Source organism: Phytopseudomonas daroniae, from assembly GCF_004327285.1.
Lineage (GTDB): Bacteria > Pseudomonadota > Gammaproteobacteria > Pseudomonadales > Pseudomonadaceae > Aquipseudomonas > Aquipseudomonas daroniae.
This window is the reverse complement of record NZ_QJUI01000023.1, coordinates 1-16,320: the sequence shown is the minus strand read 5'-3', so window position 1 is coordinate 16,320 and position 16,320 is coordinate 1. Positions and strand designations below refer to the sequence as shown.

Here is a 16,320-nt window from a genome sequence, read left to right as displayed (position 1 = left end):
GAGCCTTCATGACCACCGACGACACCTGCGCCGATCTGCTCCTCGACAATCAGGTGTGCTTTGCCCTGCATTCCACCTCGCTGATGATGACCAAGGTCTACAAGCCGCTGCTCAAGAAGCTCGGGCTGACCTATCCGCAGTACCTGGCCATGCTGGTGCTGTGGGAACGCGACGGCATCACCGTAGGCGAGATCAGTGCCCGGCTGCTGACCGATCCGGGTTCACTCACGCCACTGCTCAAGCGTCTGGAAGCCGAGGGCCTGCTCAGTCGAACCCGTAGCAGTACCGACGAGCGCGTCGTGCATCTGCAGCTCACCGACAAGGGCCGTGCCCTGCACGCCGAGGCCCGACGGATTCCCGGTTGCATCATCAATGCCAGCGCGCAAACGGCCAAGCGCCTGGCCAGCCTGACCGCCGAACTCATCGCACTGCGCAAGCAGCTCCATGAAAGCCTCTGACACCTGCGGCTCGCGTCCGCGTACGCCCAGCAGCAGGTCTACGATCAGCCTCGCCTACCGGCTTGCCTGTTCGGGCTCCTGAACCACACTCGATAAAATTCTAAAAATACCTTGCGCGCAAACTAAATCAGGACTAGAGTCCGAATCAGCAACTAACTTGTGCGCTAAATTTTAATGCACAATACACATACCCAAACTGAGGACTCTTATCATGTCTATCGAAACCGTTGCCTACCGCGCTTACGCTGAAGCCACTGGCGGTCGTGAAGGCCGTGCCATTTCCTCCGACGGCGTGCTCGATGTCGCGCTCACCACTCCGAAAGAACTCGGCGGTGCTGGCGGCCTGGGCACCAACCCGGAGCAACTGTTCGCCGCCGGTTATTCGGCCTGCTTCCTTGGGGCGATCAAGTTCGTTGGCGCCCGTGACAAGCACAAGGTCTCCCCGGACAGCTGGATCGAAGGCATCGTCGGCATCGGCGCAGTGCCCACCGGTTTCGCCATCGAAGTGGAATTGAAGATCACCCTGCCAGGTCTGGATCGTGAAGAAGCCCAGGCGCTGATCGACAAGGCGCATATCGTTTGCCCTTACTCGAACGCCACTCAAGGCAATATCGACGTGACTCTGACCCTGGTCGAGTGATCCTCGCGCTAAGCGTATGCTCGAACGACAACGCCCCGGATTATGCCGGGGCGTTGTCGTTATGGGTTCAGGCGGCGCGGCTCTCCAGATGCTGGATCGCCCCGCTACGCCAGGCGCTGTCCAGCACCTCCTGCAGTAATGGCGCATGGAAGTAGCGATCCAGATCGGCGTTCGACCGCCAACTGCCGAGCAGTTGCCAGCGCTGCCGATCCCGGTGCAACTCGAATGCCACGCAGCCTTCAAGGCCACGTACCGGCTCCAGCAGATCGCGCAGGTAGCCGCCCAATTCTTCGCAGCGGCCAGGTGGAGCATCAAGAACGGTGATGTGGGTCTGCATGAGCATGTTTCCCCTCGGGGGATGAATCAGGATGGCGAAGCGTCGGCGCTGGCGAGCACCTCGCGCAGAGCTTGCGCCGCATCGATGGCACGCGGAAACCCAGCCGTCACGGTGGTCAGGTAGATCATTTCCTTGAGCTCATCGGGAGTGACGCCCAGCCGCAGGGCATAACCGGCGTGAATCTTCAGTTGCGCCAGGTTGCCCTGAGCCGCGAAGGCCGCGACGGTGGCGAGCTGTCGGGTACGGTGATCGAGCACCTCGCGCGCCCACACATCACCCAACGCGTAATCGGTAATGGCACCGGCGAGAAACGGAAAGTCCTCGTGCATCGCCTGTAGCACCGGCTGACCGCCAGTACCGACAAGCGTCTCGATGACCTTCTCGCCCCGTGCCCGACGTTCATCCTGGGTTGCCTCGGCAGAGGCGATGGCCAATAACAGTACCGGCATGCCGAACCATGGATTATTCATGATGGTTTCTCCCAGGCTCAGTGAATGCTTGCGGTGGGACGAACCACCAGCTCGCTGACGTCGACATCTGCCGGTTGCTCGATGGCGTAGGCCACGGCTCGGGCGATGGCATCGGGGCCGATGGCGACCTTGCGGAACTCACGCATGACTTCACGGGTGGCTTCATCGGAAATGCTCTCGGCCAGTTCGGACTCGACCACACCCGGCGAGACCAGGGTGACGCGGATATCGCCGCCCACTTCCTGACGCAGGCCATCGCTGATCGCCCGCACCGCATACTTGGTGGCGCAATACACCGCTGCCGTCGGCGATACGCGATAGGCGCCGATGGAAGCCACATTGATGATCTGCCCGCTACGCTGCCCCTGCATCACCGGCAAGGCAGCGGCAATGCCATGCAGCACACCGCGGATATTGACGTCGATCATGCGGTTCCACTCGTCGAGCTTGAGGGCTTCGAGCATCGACAGTGGCATCACTCCGGCGTTGTTGATCAGCACGTCGACGCGGCCATATTCGGCAAGCGCGGCGTCCACGAAAGCCTGAACATCGGCGGCATCGGTGACATCCAGCTGGCGGGCGATGGCCTTGCCACCAGTCGCGCCGATTTCTTCGACCAACTGCTGCAGACGCTCGACACGGCGGGCGCCGAGCACGACTCGAGCGCCCTTCTCTGCCAGCAAACGGGCGCAGCCTTCGCCGATACCGCTGCTGGCGCCAGTGATCAGTACGACTTTTTCTTGGATATTGGACATGACGCGATCCTCTGGTAAGTGCGGCTGACTGCGCCGCGATAGCTCCAGAGATTAGGGGGGCAGGCCAATTTTCCGTTAGTCGATTACTGGAGCATTCTTGCCTGATTCTGCGCAACTGCTTGCGAGTGCTACCTCGTCACTCCCATGCATGCTGGCGTACAGATATAAAATTGCCTATTACTCTCAGATGCTTGCCCATTCCTGCGGACTACGCCTGGCGCGCAGGACGTTTGGGCAAATCCCGGATAGTCTGCGCCGAGACTCAGGAGTGCCCCCATGATGCAACCCGATCAGCTTGATGAACTGGCCGCCCGGCAAATCGAACTCGCCAACTTGATCAAACGTAAAACGCCCTCGGAGGGCATGCACGACACCCTCATCGAGGGGTTGGGCCTCTCCTATACGACAGCGCCCAGCCTGCCGATGCCGGCGCTTTACCGGCCCTGCCTGTGCATCATCGCCCAGGGTCGCAAGGAGGTTCGCCTGGGTACGGAACAGTACTTCTACGACCCGCTGAATTACCTGGTGGCATCGGTTACCTTGCCGGTCACCGGTCAGGTGATCGAGGCGACACCCGAGCTGCCGTACCTGAGCCTGAAGCTGGACATCGACCCTGCGCTGATCAGCGACCTGCTCGCCGAAGCCGGCCCTATCGGCCTGCCAGACCCCGGCCCTAACCGGGCACTGTTCGTCGACCGCCTGGATCCATCGATGCTCGACGCGGTGATTCGCCTGCTGCGCCTGCTCGACACACCGCGCGATGCCGCCATGCTGGCGCCCCTGGCGCTGCGCGAGATTTTCTATCGCCTGCTGCGCAGCCCGCAGGGTCAGCGTTTACGCGAACTAGTCATGGCCGACAGCCAGGGCCACCGTATCGCCCGCGCCATCGAGTGGATCAACCGGCATTACGATAAACCGCTGCGCATCGAAGAACTGGCCCGCGAGGTCAATCTCAGCGCCTCGACCCTGCACCACCGCTTCAAGTCGGTCACTGCCTTGAGCCCGCTGCAATACCAGAAGCAATTGCGCTTGCAGGAGGCCCGCCGCCTGATGTTCAGCGAAGGGCTGGAAGCGGCATCGGCCAGTTTCCGCGTCGGCTACGAGAGCCCGTCGCAGTTCAGCCGTGAATATAGCCGCCTGTTCGGTGCACCACCGCTGCGCGACATGCACAGATTGCGCAACGCGGGCTGATTGCAGAAAGGCGTAAGCGGACGCTCACTCCGTAGGGTGGATGACGCTCTTTTCATCCACCATTGCGATCGCAGAGCGGTGGACGGGTCGGGCCGCGTAGGTGAAGCGTCGTCCACCCTACGAAAGGCCGCTATCGCCACATTGCCGCCGATCTATAGGGATACGGGTTCCTGTTTGCCAAGTGCACAAAGATCGTGAACAGGCTCTTAGAAACGCTGGGTAAGGGTCGCTGTAACGCTACGCTCATCACCCAGATAGCATGCGACCGCCGAATAGCAGGACGCCACGTAGTATTCATCGGTGAGGTTGTTGGCGGTGACCCGCACCGAGGTTCCCCGCAGCCCGACCTGGGTCAGGTCATAACCGACGGAGGCGTCGAACAGGGTATAGGACGGCACCTTGAAGTCATTCAGTTCGCTGCCCTTGCTCTCCCCTACATAACGCGCACCGGCACCGACCGTCAGCCCGGCGAGCGCACCTTCGGTAAAGCTGTAGTCCGCCCACAGGGTGGCCATCTGTTCCGGCGTCTGCGGTGGCGTATTGCCTTTGGCATCCACTACACCCGCACCGTCGTTGACGAAGTAGGACTTGCTGTAGGAGACGTCCGTGTAGGTGTAGCTGGCCATCAGTTGCAGGTTGTCGATGGGTTTGAAGCGCGCTTCGAGCTCGATGCCCTTGGATTGGATGCCGCCAACGCCCTTGTAGAAGCTGTCAGTGACCAGGCTGTTTTCCTTGGCGAACAGGTTTTCCATTTCCAGGTTGAAGAACGACAGCGTGTAGAGGTCGTCGGTGCCCTGGGGCTGGAACTTGATACCGGCTTCCCACTGCTCGCCCGTGGTCGGGTCGAGAATCTGTGCGCCACTGGAGTAATTGGAGGTCGGGTTGAACGAGGTCGAATAACTGACGTAAGGCGACACACCGTTGTCGAACGCGTAGAGCACGCCGACATGGCCGCTGAGTTTCTCGCCCTGGTTGTCGTTCTGGCCGTTGATTTCATCGTCGATGGAAACATCGTACCAGTCCTGGCGCAGGCCGAGGGACAGGTTCCAGCTGTCGATCTCGATCAGATCCTGTACGTACAAGCCGGTCTGCTTCTGCCGACGCAGGGCATCGGTCACCGGGTTGATGGCTGTCAGGCCGTTGTTGTCGTAGACAGGATCGAACACATCGATGGGCGTGACCGAACCTGGCGGCTGCAGTATCGAGTTGTCACGCTGGTCGGCGATCTTGTTCTTCGAGTACTGATAATCCAGACCGACCACCACGGTGTGCTGAGCGGCACCAGTGGCGAACTCGGCCTGCAGCATGTTATCGACGATCCAGGCGTGCAAACGCTCCTGGCCGCCGCTGTAGCCGCGATACAGCTCGTTGCTGGTGTCACTCAGATAACCCGAGCCCCAGATCTGGCTGTTCGACACGCGCGCATCCAGGTAGCGGAAGTTCTGCCGGGCGCTCCAGGTATCGTCGAAACGATGCTCCAGCTCGTAACCGAGCATCTGCTGGGTTCGGGTGAACTCTTCGACGGCGGGGTCGCCCTCGAAGAAACTGCTCGAGATTCGCTGGCCATTGCGTTTGTGCAGGGTACCGGATGCCGGCAGGCTGCCGTGGTAGCCACCGTTGGGATCGTCCTGCAGGTAGGCGTAGAGGGTCATGAAAGTGTCTTCACCGAGGTTCAACGCCAGGCTGGGCATCAGCGCATAGCGGGTCTCCGTGACATGATCGGCCTGGGAGTCGGCGTCCTTGGCCAGCCCGACGACGCGGTAGGCGATGTTCTCGTTCAACGGCCCGGTAACGTCGAAACCCAGCGACTTGCGGTTGTTGCTGCCGTAGGAGATATCGACCTGCCCAGCCTGGCTGAACTCGGGGCGCTTGGTGCTGATGGCGGCCAGACCTCCCGGATTGCTGCGGCCGTAAAGTACCGAGGATGGGCCCTTGAGCACGTCGATACGCTCGATGAAGTACGGGTCGATCTGCAGGCTGCTGTAGGAGCCGGGATCGCCCATGGACTTCAGGCCGTCGATGATGATGTTGTCCACCGCGCCATCGTTGATGCCGCGAATCGCCAGGTAATCGTAGCGGTGCGTATTGCCATAGGGATTGGTCAGCACGCCCGGGGTGTAGCGCATCGCATCGGCAGCGCTGACGGCGCCCTGCTTCTCGATCTGCTCGCGAGTGACCACCGACACGCTCTGCGAGGTTTTCAGCAGCTCCTTGCTGGTTTTGCTCGCCACGCTGCTGTGGGTGGCGTTGTAACCGTCCATGCTGCCCAGCGCATTGCCGAGGGCGAAGGCACGGATAGCGGTGCTCTCCAGTTCCAGCGAGCCTGCGTCGTCCTGGCCAGCGGCCTGCAGCGAGTAGCCGCCATTGCCGTCAGCGGCTGCCTGCAGGCCGCTGCCTTGCAGCAATCGGGAAAACCCCTCGTCGATGTCGAACTCGCCCTGCAGACCAGGGCTCTGCTTGCCTTCGGTGAGGCGTGCATCCACCGACAGCAAGACACCTGTCTCCGCCGCGAAACGACTCAATGCTGCCGACAGCGGGCCGGCCGGAATCTGGTAGCTACGTGCGCTCTGCTGGTAGCTGTCAGCCTCGACGGCCTGGGCATGGCCGATCACCGGCGACAATGCCGCCAGCGTCAGCGTGGCAAGGCGGATGGAGCGACGCAGGCAGGTCGGCGAGAAACTGAGACTCGGGTACATGGGTATTCCTCATTGCAGGGGCCGCGCATGACACGCAAGGGCCGGATGCACTGAAGCCAAGCGAAACCGAAAAAGGGGAACCACTGATTGCAATTTTTTTGGCGAAAGCCGCGAGACCGCCACGGCACACGGCTGACGGCCCACGCTTTCAGCCTTGCAGCGGCTCCAGGGTCACCCACCATGGCAAGCGGCGGTTGACGCGAACCGGCAGGCTGCCCTCCAGGGCGTCGAGAATGCGCCCGGTATCGCTCAGGGGATAGGCACCGACCAGGCGCAGATCGGCAACCCGCGGGTCGCATGCGAGATAGCCCGGTACATGTTCGGCCAGCTCCTCGATGAAATCCCCCAACCGCCGGTTATCGGCCAGCAGCACACCCCGGCTCCAGGCCTCACGGGCCTGATCCACCGGCTCGCTGGCCGCGATGCCATGCTGGCCAAAGCGCACCTGATTTCCCGCCTGCAATACCCGTGGTACGGCGCTGCCAAAGGGCTCGATACGCACGGCTCCTTCGAACACGCTGAGCTGAGTGAAGCCATCGCCTTCGCGCACGCTGAAACGGGTGCCCAGTGCTTGCAAACGACCGTGCACGGCATCCACCACCAACGGGCGCGGATCGCGGGCCGTGTCGATCAGCACCTCGCCCTGGAACAGCCGCAGGAGACGTGCCGACGCGCTGTAATCGACATCCAGGGCGGTACGGCTGCTCAGCCACAGATGGGTACCATCGGCCAGGCGTCTGTCACGAATCTCGCCGGTGCCGGTTCGCTCGCTGGCCACCCAGGCGCGCCAGGGACGCCCCTGTGCCGCCACCGTCAGCATGCCGGCTGCGCCCAGCAATGCGAACAGGCCAAGCACCTGACGCCGGCTGCGACCTGTACTGCGCAGCGCCTGGCCGGCGGCCTGACGGCGGGTATCGCCGGGCAGCCGGGCGAACTGGCCGCTGATCGCTTCGACCCGCTGCCAGGCCGCCGCATGCTCGGGCCGCGCCGCCAGCCACTGCCGCCAGGCCTGTTGCTGATGGTCGCTGACCGGTGGATCGGCCAGCACCGCGAACCACTCGGCGGCTTCCTGCAGGGTGCGGTGATCGGGAGCCATCGCTCAGCACTCGACCAGAACGAGGCACTGCAACATCGCCTGGGCCATGTACTTCTTCACCATGCGCTCGGAAACCTGCAGGCGCTGCGCGATGGCCGCATAGGTAAGCCCGTCCAGCTGCGACAGCAGAAACGCCTCGCGCACCTTGCTCGGCAGGCGCAGCAGCATGGCGTCGATGGCCAGCAGGGTTTCGATGATCAGTTCGGCCGCTTCCGGCGAGGGTGCACGCTGCTCGGGCTGCAACACCAGGGCTTCGAGGTAGGCACGCTCGATCGCCTGGCGCCGCCAGTGATTGACCAGCAGCGAGTGGGCGATGGTCGACAGGTAGGCACGCGGCTCGCGCAGTGCCGGCAGCTCGCGCTCCTTGCTGAGCACGCGCAGGAAGGTGTCCTGAGCCAGATCCGCCGCATTCTCGGCACAGCCCAGACGCCTGCGCAGCCAGCCGTTCAACCAGCTGCTGTGCTCGCGATACAACTGTTGCAGGGATTGCTGAGAGGAAACAAGCGACATCGAGCACACCATCACCGTACCTGGACAAGGCAAGAATGGTAATGCTTCTCAGAAGCGAATTATAGGGATTCGTAGTTTTGCTGACCGGTCGCCTGGGTCGAGCGCAGCGATACCCGGTAGATCGCACCCTGGGTATCGTTATTTTCAACCCTGGCTACAAGAGCGACCTTCGCTCAGATATTTATCGGTCGGCGACCTGCCAATGCATGGGCCAGGGTGCCGCCATCCACCAGTTCCAGTTCTCCACCGAGCGGCATGCCGTGGGCAATGCGCGAAGCCACCAGGCCTTTGCCGGCCAGCAACTGGGCGATGTAGTGGGCAGTCGCTTCGCCCTCCACCGTCGGGTTGGTCGCCAGTATCACTTCGTTGAACTGGCCGGCATCGATGCGCAACAGCAATTCCGGAATGCCGATGGCTTCCGGGCCCAGCCCATCGAGCGGCGACAGGTGGCCCTTGAGCACGAAATAACGTCCACGGAAACCGGTGTGCTCCACGGCATAGACGTCCATCGGCCCTTCGACCACACACAGCAGGCTGTCGTCACGGCGCGGATCGAGGCAGATCTGGCAGAGCTCGTCTTCACTCAGGCTGCGGCACGACTTGCAGTAACCGACACCGTCCATTGCCTGATTCAGCGCCTGGGCCAGACGCACTGCGCCGCTGCGGTCGCGCTCGAGCAACTGCAGGGCCATGCGCTGGGCGGTCTTCTGGCCGACGCCGGGCAGGATGCGCAGGGAGTCGATCAGATGGCGGATCAGGGGACTGAAGCTCATGGTGCGGGGCTCGACGATAAAAACGGGAAGATAGTACGGCAAAGCGTCGCTATGCGACTCGATCCTGCGGATGCTTTAAGGCGGAAGCGGACATGCGTAGGGTGGACGACGCTTCACCTACGCGGCCCGACCCGTCCACCGCTCTGCGATCGCAATGGTGGATGAAAAGAGCGTCATCCACCCTACGGCCGCTATCGCCTTGCAGCGGCCTTAGAACGGCATCTTGAAGCCGGGCGGCAGCTGCATGCCGGAGGTCATGCCGGACATCTTGTCCTGGCTGTTCTGTTCGATCTTGCGCACGGCATCATTGACGGCAGCGGCGATCAGGTCTTCGAGGATTTCCTTGTCTTCCTGCATCAGGCTGTCGTCGAGGCTGACGCGCTTGACGTCATGACGGCCCGTCATCACCACGCTGACCAGACCGGCGCCGGACTGCCCGGTGACCTCGGCGTTGGCCAATTCTTCCTGCATCTTCTGCATTTTTTCCTGCATCTGCTGTGCCTGCTTCATCAGGCCGGCCATGCCACCTTTCATCATGATGTTGTCCTCGGTAGTCAGGGATTAACGACGGTATCGACGGGTTCGATGCTGCCCGCACGCACGGAGGCCGCGAACTGCGAAATCATCTGCTGGATCAGCGGATCGTTCTGGATCGAAGCCTCGGCCTCGCGCTGGCGATTGGCGCGTTTGCGCGCCGCCGCCTGGGCAGGCGTTTCCTGCTCGGGCTTGATCAGCTCGATATTCAGTTGCAGCTCACGGCCATGGTAGCCGTTCAGCGCATCGTTCAGGCGCCGCTGCTGGGTCGCGTTGAACAGCGCACTGTGGGCGGGATCCAGGTGCAGCAGCCACTTGTCACCCTCCACGGCGATCAGGCTGCAGTTGGCGGCGATGCTGCCCGTCATGCCGCTCAGGCCCAGTTTCGGGAACAACTCGAGCCAGTCCGCCGCCAGACCGCTGGCCGGCAATGAAGCAGGCTCGGGCTCCGCTTCCGGCTGCTCGTCGGATAGCGCATCGGCGAAATCGTAATCCAGGTTCTCGGTATCCATCGCCACGTAGTCGTAGTCACCGGGTGGCGGCTCGTCATCGTTGTCGGGTGGATTCAGATCACTGCTATCGATCACCGGCACCTCGGCCAGTTCCGGAACGGGCAATGCTGCTGCCGGCTCGGGTTCAGGTGCCTTGGCTGGTTCCTCAGGCTTCGGCTCAGGCTGCGCCTGCACGGCAACCGGCTCCTGCGGCGCTTCGCTCACTGGCGCCGCAGGCGCGATGGTTTTGATTTCGGCCGGAGCCTCTTCCCAAGGCGGGGTTACCGCAGGTACAGCAACAACCGCCGCTTGCGCAACGGGCGCTGGCGCGACAGGCGCAGGTTCGACAACAGGCTCAAGTGCTGGTGCTGGTTGCACGACGGCGACTGGCGCGGGTTCGCTTGACGCCGCCGCAACCCCGGGGGGGGCACTGGCAACAGACGGCGACACGGCAGGAGCCGCGTCGGCCAGCGGAGTTGCCTGGGGATCAGCCTTGGCCTGGCTGATCCCCAGTGGCTTTAGCGCCACCTTCGGGACATCGCCCTCGCCCGCTGGCCTGAACGCCAGCATGCGTAGCAGCACCATCTCGAAACCGCTGCGCGGATCCGGCGCCAGAGGCAGGTCACGCCGGCCGATCAGGCCCATCTGATAATAGAACTGTACGTCCTCAGCCGGCAGCGCCTGGGCGAGACCCAGAACCCGGTCACGGTCGCCCTGACCATTGTCCACCGCATCCGGCAGCGCCTGGGCGATGGCCACGCGGTGCAGCACATTGAGCATTTCCGCCAGCACGCCACTCCAGTCCGGGCCTTGCTCGGCGAGCTGGCGCACCGCCTCGATCAAGCCGCGGGCGTCGCCCTCGATCAGCGCGTGGAGCACGCCGTACACCTGGCCATGGTCGAGGGTACCGAGCATGGCGCGCACGTCGGCGGCGAGTACCTTGCCCTCACCGAAGGCGATGGCCTGGTCGGTCAGGCTCATGGCGTCGCGCATGGAACCGTCGGCCGCGCGACCGAGCAGCCACAGGGCATCGTCTTCGAAGGGGATGTTCTCGGCACCCAGAACGTGGGTCAGGTGCTCGACCACACGTTCTGGCGGCATGTTCTTCAGGGAGAACTGCAGGCAGCGCGACAGCACGGTGACCGGCAACTTCTGCGGGTCGGTGGTGGCGAGCAGGAATTTGACGTGGGGTGGTGGTTCCTCGAGCGTCTTGAGCAAGGCGTTGAAGGAACTGGTGGAGAGCATGTGCACTTCGTCGATCAGGTAGACCTTGAAACGCCCACGGCTCGGCGAGTACTGCACGTTGTCGAGCAGTTCGCGGGTGTCTTCCACCTTGGTGCGGCTGGCGGCGTCCACTTCGATCAGGTCGACGAAGCGGCCTTCATCGATCTCCCGGCACACCGAGCAAGTGCCGCAGGGCGTGGAACTGATACCGGTTTCGCAGTTCAGGCACTTGGCGATGATCCGCGCGATCGTGGTCTTGCCCACGCCACGGGTGCCGGTAAACAGATAGGCGTGGTGTAGGCGCTGGCTGTCGAGTGCGTTGATCAGCGCTTTCAGCACATGGGTCTGCCCGACCATTTCGCGAAACGAACGCGGGCGCCATTTGCGTGCAAGAACCTGATAACTCATTGAAAACCGTCGCCAGAGGAAAGCAAAAGAGGACTAATGCTAGCTCAAATCGCTCTCTCAGTGCGATGCCGATCAGCGGACATGAAAAAGAATGGGATCAGGGCTGGCTAAATTTTATACAGCCACGTATAGTCCGCATCGTTCGTACCACGCTGCAAGTCATTCGGCCTTATGGCCTTCTCGATGGTTTCCTGGCAATCGGCATCGCAAACGATGCACGCATAAATGCCAAGACCCCCTCCGCTGACTGATCTGGCCGTCCCGCTCACGCGTCGACCTTCCGCCAGCCTTCCGAAGTACAGACCCGCTCTAGTTTTCACCTCACTTACAGGTGGAACTTAAAAGCGCGCAGTCCGCTCCGATAATCAATCCCATTGGCCCAAGCCAGTGCCCGGAGCCCTCTTTTATGGCGCGATCATGTGCCCGTAGTATCAGGAAACACCCGAATATGAATACCAATCAACAAATCCAAACTGCTATCCATACCCTGTCCAACGCTTTCGCTCCGCTCGCCTGTCATATCCTGGCGCCCCGCAAGGGCAGCTTCAGCTTTACCGTGGTCGACCACACTGGTGTCGCGCAGCACAGCCAGCGTCTGTACCCCGGCCAGTACAGCGACGATTCCCTGAAAGGCGTGATCGAACGTACGCGTCAGGCACTGCGTCGCTGATCGAAACAAGTAATGTTGCAAACAACATCACTATTAGGGTCTGTTGACGTTTCAGCGCAAGCCGCGTTGCCGCGAGAAATCTCGCCAGGCTAGGCGGAGGACGCCGGTAATGGTTGTTCCCTTGCCAAGTCCTCCAACAACGCATGGCGAGATTTCCCGCGCAACCCAAAGGGCCGGGCCCGTTTTGTCGCGATGCTGCGTTTCTCGCCGGCTCATTTAGCCAGCTAAACTTCGCGGCTCGTGCCTTGCCTCGCGGCAAAACGGGCTCCGGCGCGGTCGTGCTGAAACATCAACAGACCCTACGGGAGCAAATAGCAGCCATCGTCGAACTAAATGAATCCTGGCTACTCATAGGTATTCATACTTCAACTGGAGTTCGTCAATGGAAAATAGTAATCGACAGCTTGTCGAGCAGCTATTCGCCCCCCTACGCGCCACCTTCAGTCGGCCTCGCCCGGACGGCAGCATCGTTCTTTCCCTGATCGATGAAGCCGACGCCACCGCCTACAGCCGGGTGCTGCAGAAGCTGCAGCTCAATGATTCGAATGCGTTCGCTCAGAGTCTCGAAGATATCCGCCTCGAACTCGCCGTCAGAGCTGGCAATATTCCGGCCGAAATGCGCAAGATGCTCAAGGAACAGGACAGCGTAATCAGCTACCACCACGCCTGAGACCTGTCCAAGACAAAGCCCCGCAGCCTGATCGGCGCGGGGCTTTGTCGTTTTTGCGATCCTGAGCGCGCAAAGCGCAGTACTCCACTCGTCGGCCTATTGCCTGGACAGGAATTTTTTTGCAACAGTGAAGCAGAGCGCGCTTGAAGCCATACCTGAGCGCCCCCAGACTTTATCTGTCGGCACCGCACGGGCACTGCCCTATTCGGTAGACACGCGAAAAACGGATGAGGAAACACCCATGAGCAGCCCTGACGAGCAACACGCCAATCGATCCAGCGCCAAATCGGAAATCGCCAATGGCGCGGTGATCGACCCCAGCGGCCGCGAGGTTCCGATCACTGAAAGCATGATCCAGCAAGCTTGCAGCGAGCTGGACAAGGGGCTGGACAAAGCACGGGAAGAAAGCGCTTCCTGAAGCACCCGCCAGCCCACACGCCGCCGTTACGCCACGCTGATTACGCGCGCCCCCAACGCCGTGATCAGCGCTCGCAAGCTTTCATCTTCGCCTCTCAGCTCCACCTCAAGCCCCTCGATTTCCCGACGCATCGGATACTGCTTGCGCAGCAGATCGAAACCAGCCCTGCGTGCCTGCGCGTCGGCGACCAGGCTGCGGCGTAAGTCAGCGTCGTCGCGACGTGGGTCATAGACCGCACGACACAGGGTTGCCAGTGCCCAGGCGGGATCACTTCCGGCGGAAATAGTGAGGCGCGGCAACCAGCGCTCAGGTGTAAAGGTATCCAGTGCCAGTGTCGGCGAAATGCCCTGGCGCCGACAGAAAGCCTCGTAGATCTGCGCCGTACCGCGCAGCTTGCCGTCCAGGCTGTAGCCGGCGATATGCGGCGTAGCGATAGCGCACAGCGCGGCCAGAAGCGGATCGACCAGCGGCTCGCCCTCCCAGACATCCAGCACCGCGTGCAAGTCAGCGCCCTGTTGCAGGCGTTCACGAAGGACGACGGTATCCACCACCGCACCACGGCTGGCATTGATGAGCCAGGCACCCGGCTTGAGCCGCCCCAGACGCTCGGCATCGAACAGATGATAAGTAGGCCATTCGCCGCCGCGCTCCAGCGGCGTATGCAAACTGATCACATCGCATTGCTCGACAATCTGCTGCAACTCAACGAAATCACCGCCCTCGGCACACTGGCGCGGCGGATCGCAGACCAACACGCGCCAGCCCAGAGCGCGTAACACCTGTACCAGCCGCCCGCCGACCTGGCCGGCGCCGACCACGCCATAGGTACGTTCCGGCAAGTCAACGCCGAGTCGCTCGGCCAGCACCAGGAGGCTGCCAAGTACGTAATCCACCACACCACGCGCATTGCAACCCGGCGCACTGCTCCAGGCAACGCCGGCCTCGGCGAAATAATCCAGATCCAGATGGTCGGTGCCGATAGTGCAGGTACCGACGAAACGTACCTGGCTACCCTCCAGCAACGCCCGGTCGACCCTGGTCACCGAGCGCACCAGCAGCAACTCGGCATCGCCGAGAGCAGCACGGTCGATGGCCCGGCCAGGCAACCGGCGAATCTCGCCAAAACCGGCAAAGAACTCTTCGAGCAGGGGGATGTTTTCGTCGGCGACTATGCGCATGGGGGATCTCCGCAATCAGGCGTACATTCTAACCAGATACATCGCCCGGCGCCTTTCCTGACCGAACCGTCAGCGCGTAGACTGCACGGCTTTCCACGTATGACTGCGAATCCTCCATGCCTGCCCGATCCCGCCTGCAGCGCGTGCGCACCGAACTGCGCACGCTGCTGGCCCTGGCCACGCCCATCATCATCGCGCAACTGGCGTACACCTCCATCGGCTTCGTCGATACGGTGATGTCCGGGCGCTTCAGCGCGCGCGACCTGGCCGCGGTGGCATTGGGCAACTCGATCTGGGTACCGGTATTCCTGCTGATGACCGGCATCCTGCTGGCCACCACACCAAAGGTGGCGCAGCGTTTCGGCGCCGGGAAGCACTCGGAAATCGGCCCGCTGGTGCGCCAGGCGTTGTGGCTGGCTCTGGCGGTGGGCTGCCTGGCGGGCGCCGTGCTGTGGAATGCCGAGGTCGTGCTACGGCTGATGAAAGTCGACCCCGACCTGATCGAGCCGGCCATGGGCTACCTGCACGGCGTGGCATTCGGCTTCCCCTGCGTGGCGTTGTTCCATGTACTGCGCTGCTACAGCGACGGCCTGGGCCGCACACGACCGGCCATGGTGGTGGGCCTGTTCGGCCTGATGCTGAACATCCCCCTGAACTACGTGCTGATCTACGGCAAGCTCGGCCTGCCGCCGCTGGGCAGTGTCGGCTGTGGCTGGGCCACCGCGCTGGTGATGCTGTTCATGTTGCTGGGCATGCTCTGGTGGATTCGCCGCGCGCCGGCGTATAAAAACACCACGCCACTGCAGCATTTCGACCCGCCGCGCTGGCCGCTGATCAAACGACTGCTGGGCATCGGCCTGCCAATCGGTATCTCGGTATTCGCCGAGTCGAGCATCTTCGCGGTGATCGCCCTGCTGATCGGCGGCCTGGGCGCCACTGTGGTGGCCGGGCATCAGATCGCCCTGAATTTCGCCTCACTGGTGTTCATGATCCCCTACTCCATCGGCATGGCGGCCACCGTACGCGTCGGCCAGGCCCTGGGGCGCGGCGAGCCGCGCGAGGCACGCTTCGCCGCAGGCGTCAGCATGGTGACCGCCCTGGCCTATGCCTGCGTGTCAGCCAGTTGCATGCTGCTGATGCGCGAGCAGATCGCGCAGATCTACACGCCCGCGCCGGAAGTCATCGCCCTGGCCGCGAGCCTGATCGTCTACGCCGCGCTATTCCAGTTCTCGGACGCCCTCCAGGTCACGGCTGCGGGCGCCCTGCGCGGTTACCAGGACACTCGCGCGACCATGATCATGACCCTGTTCGCCTACTGGGGGATCGGCTTGCCGGTCGGCTACGTACTGGGCCTGACCGACCTGTTCGGCGAGGCCAGCGGCCCGGCTGGATTGTGGGAAGGCTTGATCGTCGGCCTGACCTGCGCGGCCCTGATGCTGACCCTGCGCCTGAAAAGCAGCGCCCGACGGCATATCCGGCTGGTCGAGGCGCGCAGGCACGAAGAGGCGTCGATATGAAATGACAGGATTATGGCGGAAGCGGCCATTCGTAGGGTGGATCGGGGCGCGCAGCTGACGCTTGCCTACGCGGCCCGATCCGTCCACCGCTCTGCGATCGCAATGGTGGATGAAAAGAGCGTCATCCACCCTACATCCTATCGCCTCTTGAGAAACTGTAGTCGTAATTAGATGGACTCGCCCCCGCCGAGGCGTCGATGCGCCACGGTGGCATTCTAATGATGACCAACGGCAGCGAGGGCAAGGCCATGCAAAAGCGTACGACGAAATCGCCAGCAGCGCAT

At 62.4% G+C, this 16,320-nt stretch carries 17 protein-coding genes; 7 read left to right on the top strand and 10 right to left on the bottom strand.

Going from position 1 to position 16,320, the window contains the following annotated elements; all coding sequences use genetic code 11:
• The first annotated feature begins 8 nt into the window (after positions 1 to 8).
• On the top strand, positions 9 to 458 hold the full coding sequence (locus DNK06_RS21315) for a MarR family winged helix-turn-helix transcriptional regulator (RefSeq protein WP_131181999.1): 450 nt from the start codon (positions 9 to 11) through the stop codon (positions 456 to 458).
• 211 nt (positions 459 to 669) lie between these two features.
• On the top strand, positions 670 to 1,098 hold the full coding sequence (locus DNK06_RS21310; RefSeq protein ID WP_131181998.1) for an organic hydroperoxide resistance protein: 429 nt from the start codon (positions 670 to 672) through the stop codon (positions 1,096 to 1,098).
• Between the two features lie 67 nt (positions 1,099 to 1,165).
• Here the strand turns inward: DNK06_RS21310 and DNK06_RS21305 are convergent, their stop codons facing one another.
• The 3 genes from DNK06_RS21305 to DNK06_RS21295 are packed head-to-tail and all read right to left on the bottom strand — an operon-like array spanning position 1,166 to position 2,660.
• Positions 1,166 to 1,441 carry a putative quinol monooxygenase gene (locus DNK06_RS21305; protein ID WP_131181997.1) on the bottom strand — a complete coding sequence of 92 codons (276 nt, stop codon included), beginning with the start codon at positions 1,439 to 1,441 and terminating at the stop codon, positions 1,166 to 1,168.
• Positions 1,442 to 1,461: 20 nt separating this feature from the next.
• Complete coding sequence (locus DNK06_RS21300; RefSeq protein WP_131181996.1) at positions 1,462 to 1,905, bottom strand: carboxymuconolactone decarboxylase family protein; 444 nt, start codon at positions 1,903 to 1,905, stop codon at positions 1,462 to 1,464.
• A 17-nt stretch (positions 1,906 to 1,922) separates the two neighbouring features.
• On the bottom strand, positions 1,923 to 2,660 hold the full coding sequence (locus tag DNK06_RS21295; RefSeq protein ID WP_131181995.1) for an SDR family oxidoreductase: 738 nt from the start codon (positions 2,658 to 2,660) through the stop codon (positions 1,923 to 1,925).
• Between the two features lie 279 nt (positions 2,661 to 2,939).
• Between DNK06_RS21295 and DNK06_RS21290 the strand changes: the two genes are divergently transcribed.
• Positions 2,940 to 3,851: an AraC family transcriptional regulator gene (locus DNK06_RS21290; protein ID WP_131182043.1), complete on the top strand. Its 912-nt coding sequence runs from the start codon at positions 2,940 to 2,942 to the stop codon at positions 3,849 to 3,851.
• A 206-nt stretch (positions 3,852 to 4,057) separates the two neighbouring features.
• Here the strand turns inward: DNK06_RS21290 and DNK06_RS21285 are convergent, their stop codons facing one another.
• From DNK06_RS21285 to dnaX, 6 genes are all read right to left on the bottom strand, one after another.
• Positions 4,058 to 6,547 carry a TonB-dependent siderophore receptor gene (locus DNK06_RS21285; RefSeq protein WP_131181994.1) on the bottom strand — a complete coding sequence of 830 codons (2,490 nt, stop codon included), beginning with the start codon at positions 6,545 to 6,547 and terminating at the stop codon, positions 4,058 to 4,060.
• A gap of 148 nt (positions 6,548 to 6,695) precedes the next feature.
• Complete coding sequence (locus DNK06_RS21280) at positions 6,696 to 7,643, bottom strand: FecR domain-containing protein (protein ID WP_131181993.1); 948 nt, start codon at positions 7,641 to 7,643, stop codon at positions 6,696 to 6,698.
• Positions 7,644 to 7,646: 3 nt separating this feature from the next.
• On the bottom strand, positions 7,647 to 8,153 hold the full coding sequence (locus DNK06_RS21275; RefSeq protein WP_131181992.1) for a sigma-70 family RNA polymerase sigma factor: 507 nt from the start codon (positions 8,151 to 8,153) through the stop codon (positions 7,647 to 7,649).
• Between the two features lie 173 nt (positions 8,154 to 8,326).
• Positions 8,327 to 8,926 carry a recombination mediator RecR gene (gene recR, locus DNK06_RS21270; RefSeq protein WP_131181991.1) on the bottom strand — a complete coding sequence of 200 codons (600 nt, stop codon included), beginning with the start codon at positions 8,924 to 8,926 and terminating at the stop codon, positions 8,327 to 8,329.
• 210 nt (positions 8,927 to 9,136) lie between these two features.
• Positions 9,137 to 9,463, bottom strand: coding sequence for a YbaB/EbfC family nucleoid-associated protein (locus tag DNK06_RS21265; protein ID WP_007162246.1), 327 nt, complete (start codon positions 9,461 to 9,463; stop codon positions 9,137 to 9,139).
• Positions 9,464 to 9,480: 17 nt separating this feature from the next.
• Entirely contained in the window at positions 9,481 to 11,583 is a 2,103-nt protein-coding gene (gene dnaX, locus DNK06_RS21260) for a DNA polymerase III subunit gamma/tau (protein ID WP_131181990.1), read from the bottom strand.
• Between the two features lie 448 nt (positions 11,584 to 12,031).
• On the opposite strand from dnaX, the gene DNK06_RS21255 reads away from it, so the two are divergent.
• The 3 genes from DNK06_RS21255 to DNK06_RS25160 all read left to right on the top strand — a co-directional run bounded on the left by DNK06_RS21255 (position 12,032) and on the right by DNK06_RS25160 (position 13,341).
• On the top strand, positions 12,032 to 12,253 hold the full coding sequence (locus tag DNK06_RS21255; protein ID WP_131181989.1) for a hypothetical protein: 222 nt from the start codon (positions 12,032 to 12,034) through the stop codon (positions 12,251 to 12,253).
• Between the two features lie 382 nt (positions 12,254 to 12,635).
• On the top strand, positions 12,636 to 12,923 hold the full coding sequence (locus tag DNK06_RS21245) for a DUF3509 domain-containing protein (protein WP_131181987.1): 288 nt from the start codon (positions 12,636 to 12,638) through the stop codon (positions 12,921 to 12,923).
• A gap of 241 nt (positions 12,924 to 13,164) precedes the next feature.
• Positions 13,165 to 13,341, top strand: coding sequence for a PA1571 family protein (locus tag DNK06_RS25160; RefSeq protein WP_165493687.1), 177 nt, complete (start codon positions 13,165 to 13,167; stop codon positions 13,339 to 13,341).
• A 26-nt stretch (positions 13,342 to 13,367) separates the two neighbouring features.
• Here the strand turns inward: DNK06_RS25160 and pdxB are convergent, their stop codons facing one another.
• Complete coding sequence (gene pdxB, locus DNK06_RS21240) at positions 13,368 to 14,519, bottom strand: 4-phosphoerythronate dehydrogenase PdxB (protein ID WP_131181986.1); 1,152 nt, start codon at positions 14,517 to 14,519, stop codon at positions 13,368 to 13,370.
• A 116-nt stretch (positions 14,520 to 14,635) separates the two neighbouring features.
• Here pdxB and DNK06_RS21235 point away from each other — a divergent pair, with 116 nt between their 5' ends.
• On the top strand, positions 14,636 to 16,036 hold the full coding sequence (locus DNK06_RS21235) for an MATE family efflux transporter (protein ID WP_131181985.1): 1,401 nt from the start codon (positions 14,636 to 14,638) through the stop codon (positions 16,034 to 16,036).
• The last annotated feature ends 284 nt before the right edge of the window (positions 16,037 to 16,320 follow it).

What these genes read in the sequence shown, in the direction of transcription:
- DNK06_RS21275 (WP_131181992.1), bottom strand. Translation starts at nt 8,153, where the DNA reads ATGTCGCTTGTTTCCTCTCAGCAATCCCTGCAACAGTTGTATCGCGAG.
- DNK06_RS21245 (WP_131181987.1), top strand. Translation starts at nt 12,636, where the DNA reads ATGGAAAATAGTAATCGACAGCTTGTCGAGCAGCTATTCGCCCCCCTA.
- DNK06_RS21285 (WP_131181994.1), bottom strand. Translation starts at nt 6,547, where the DNA reads ATGTACCCGAGTCTCAGTTTCTCGCCGACCTGCCTGCGTCGCTCCATC.
- DNK06_RS21255 (WP_131181989.1), top strand. Translation starts at nt 12,032, where the DNA reads ATGAATACCAATCAACAAATCCAAACTGCTATCCATACCCTGTCCAAC.
- DNK06_RS25160 (WP_165493687.1), top strand. Translation starts at nt 13,165, where the DNA reads ATGAGCAGCCCTGACGAGCAACACGCCAATCGATCCAGCGCCAAATCG.
- DNK06_RS21300 (WP_131181996.1), bottom strand. Translation starts at nt 1,905, where the DNA reads ATGAATAATCCATGGTTCGGCATGCCGGTACTGTTATTGGCCATCGCC.
- DNK06_RS21315 (WP_131181999.1), top strand. Translation starts at nt 9, where the DNA reads ATGACCACCGACGACACCTGCGCCGATCTGCTCCTCGACAATCAGGTG.
- pdxB (WP_131181986.1), bottom strand. Translation starts at nt 14,519, where the DNA reads ATGCGCATAGTCGCCGACGAAAACATCCCCCTGCTCGAAGAGTTCTTT.
- DNK06_RS21305 (WP_131181997.1), bottom strand. Translation starts at nt 1,441, where the DNA reads ATGCTCATGCAGACCCACATCACCGTTCTTGATGCTCCACCTGGCCGC.
- DNK06_RS21235 (WP_131181985.1), top strand. Translation starts at nt 14,636, where the DNA reads ATGCCTGCCCGATCCCGCCTGCAGCGCGTGCGCACCGAACTGCGCACG.
- DNK06_RS21280 (WP_131181993.1), bottom strand. Translation starts at nt 7,643, where the DNA reads ATGGCTCCCGATCACCGCACCCTGCAGGAAGCCGCCGAGTGGTTCGCG.
- dnaX (WP_131181990.1), bottom strand. Translation starts at nt 11,583, where the DNA reads ATGAGTTATCAGGTTCTTGCACGCAAATGGCGCCCGCGTTCGTTTCGC.
- DNK06_RS21295 (WP_131181995.1), bottom strand. Translation starts at nt 2,660, where the DNA reads ATGTCCAATATCCAAGAAAAAGTCGTACTGATCACTGGCGCCAGCAGC.
- DNK06_RS21265 (WP_007162246.1), bottom strand. Translation starts at nt 9,463, where the DNA reads ATGATGAAAGGTGGCATGGCCGGCCTGATGAAGCAGGCACAGCAGATG.
- DNK06_RS21310 (WP_131181998.1), top strand. Translation starts at nt 670, where the DNA reads ATGTCTATCGAAACCGTTGCCTACCGCGCTTACGCTGAAGCCACTGGC.
- recR (WP_131181991.1), bottom strand. Translation starts at nt 8,926, where the DNA reads ATGAGCTTCAGTCCCCTGATCCGCCATCTGATCGACTCCCTGCGCATC.
- DNK06_RS21290 (WP_131182043.1), top strand. Translation starts at nt 2,940, where the DNA reads ATGCAACCCGATCAGCTTGATGAACTGGCCGCCCGGCAAATCGAACTC.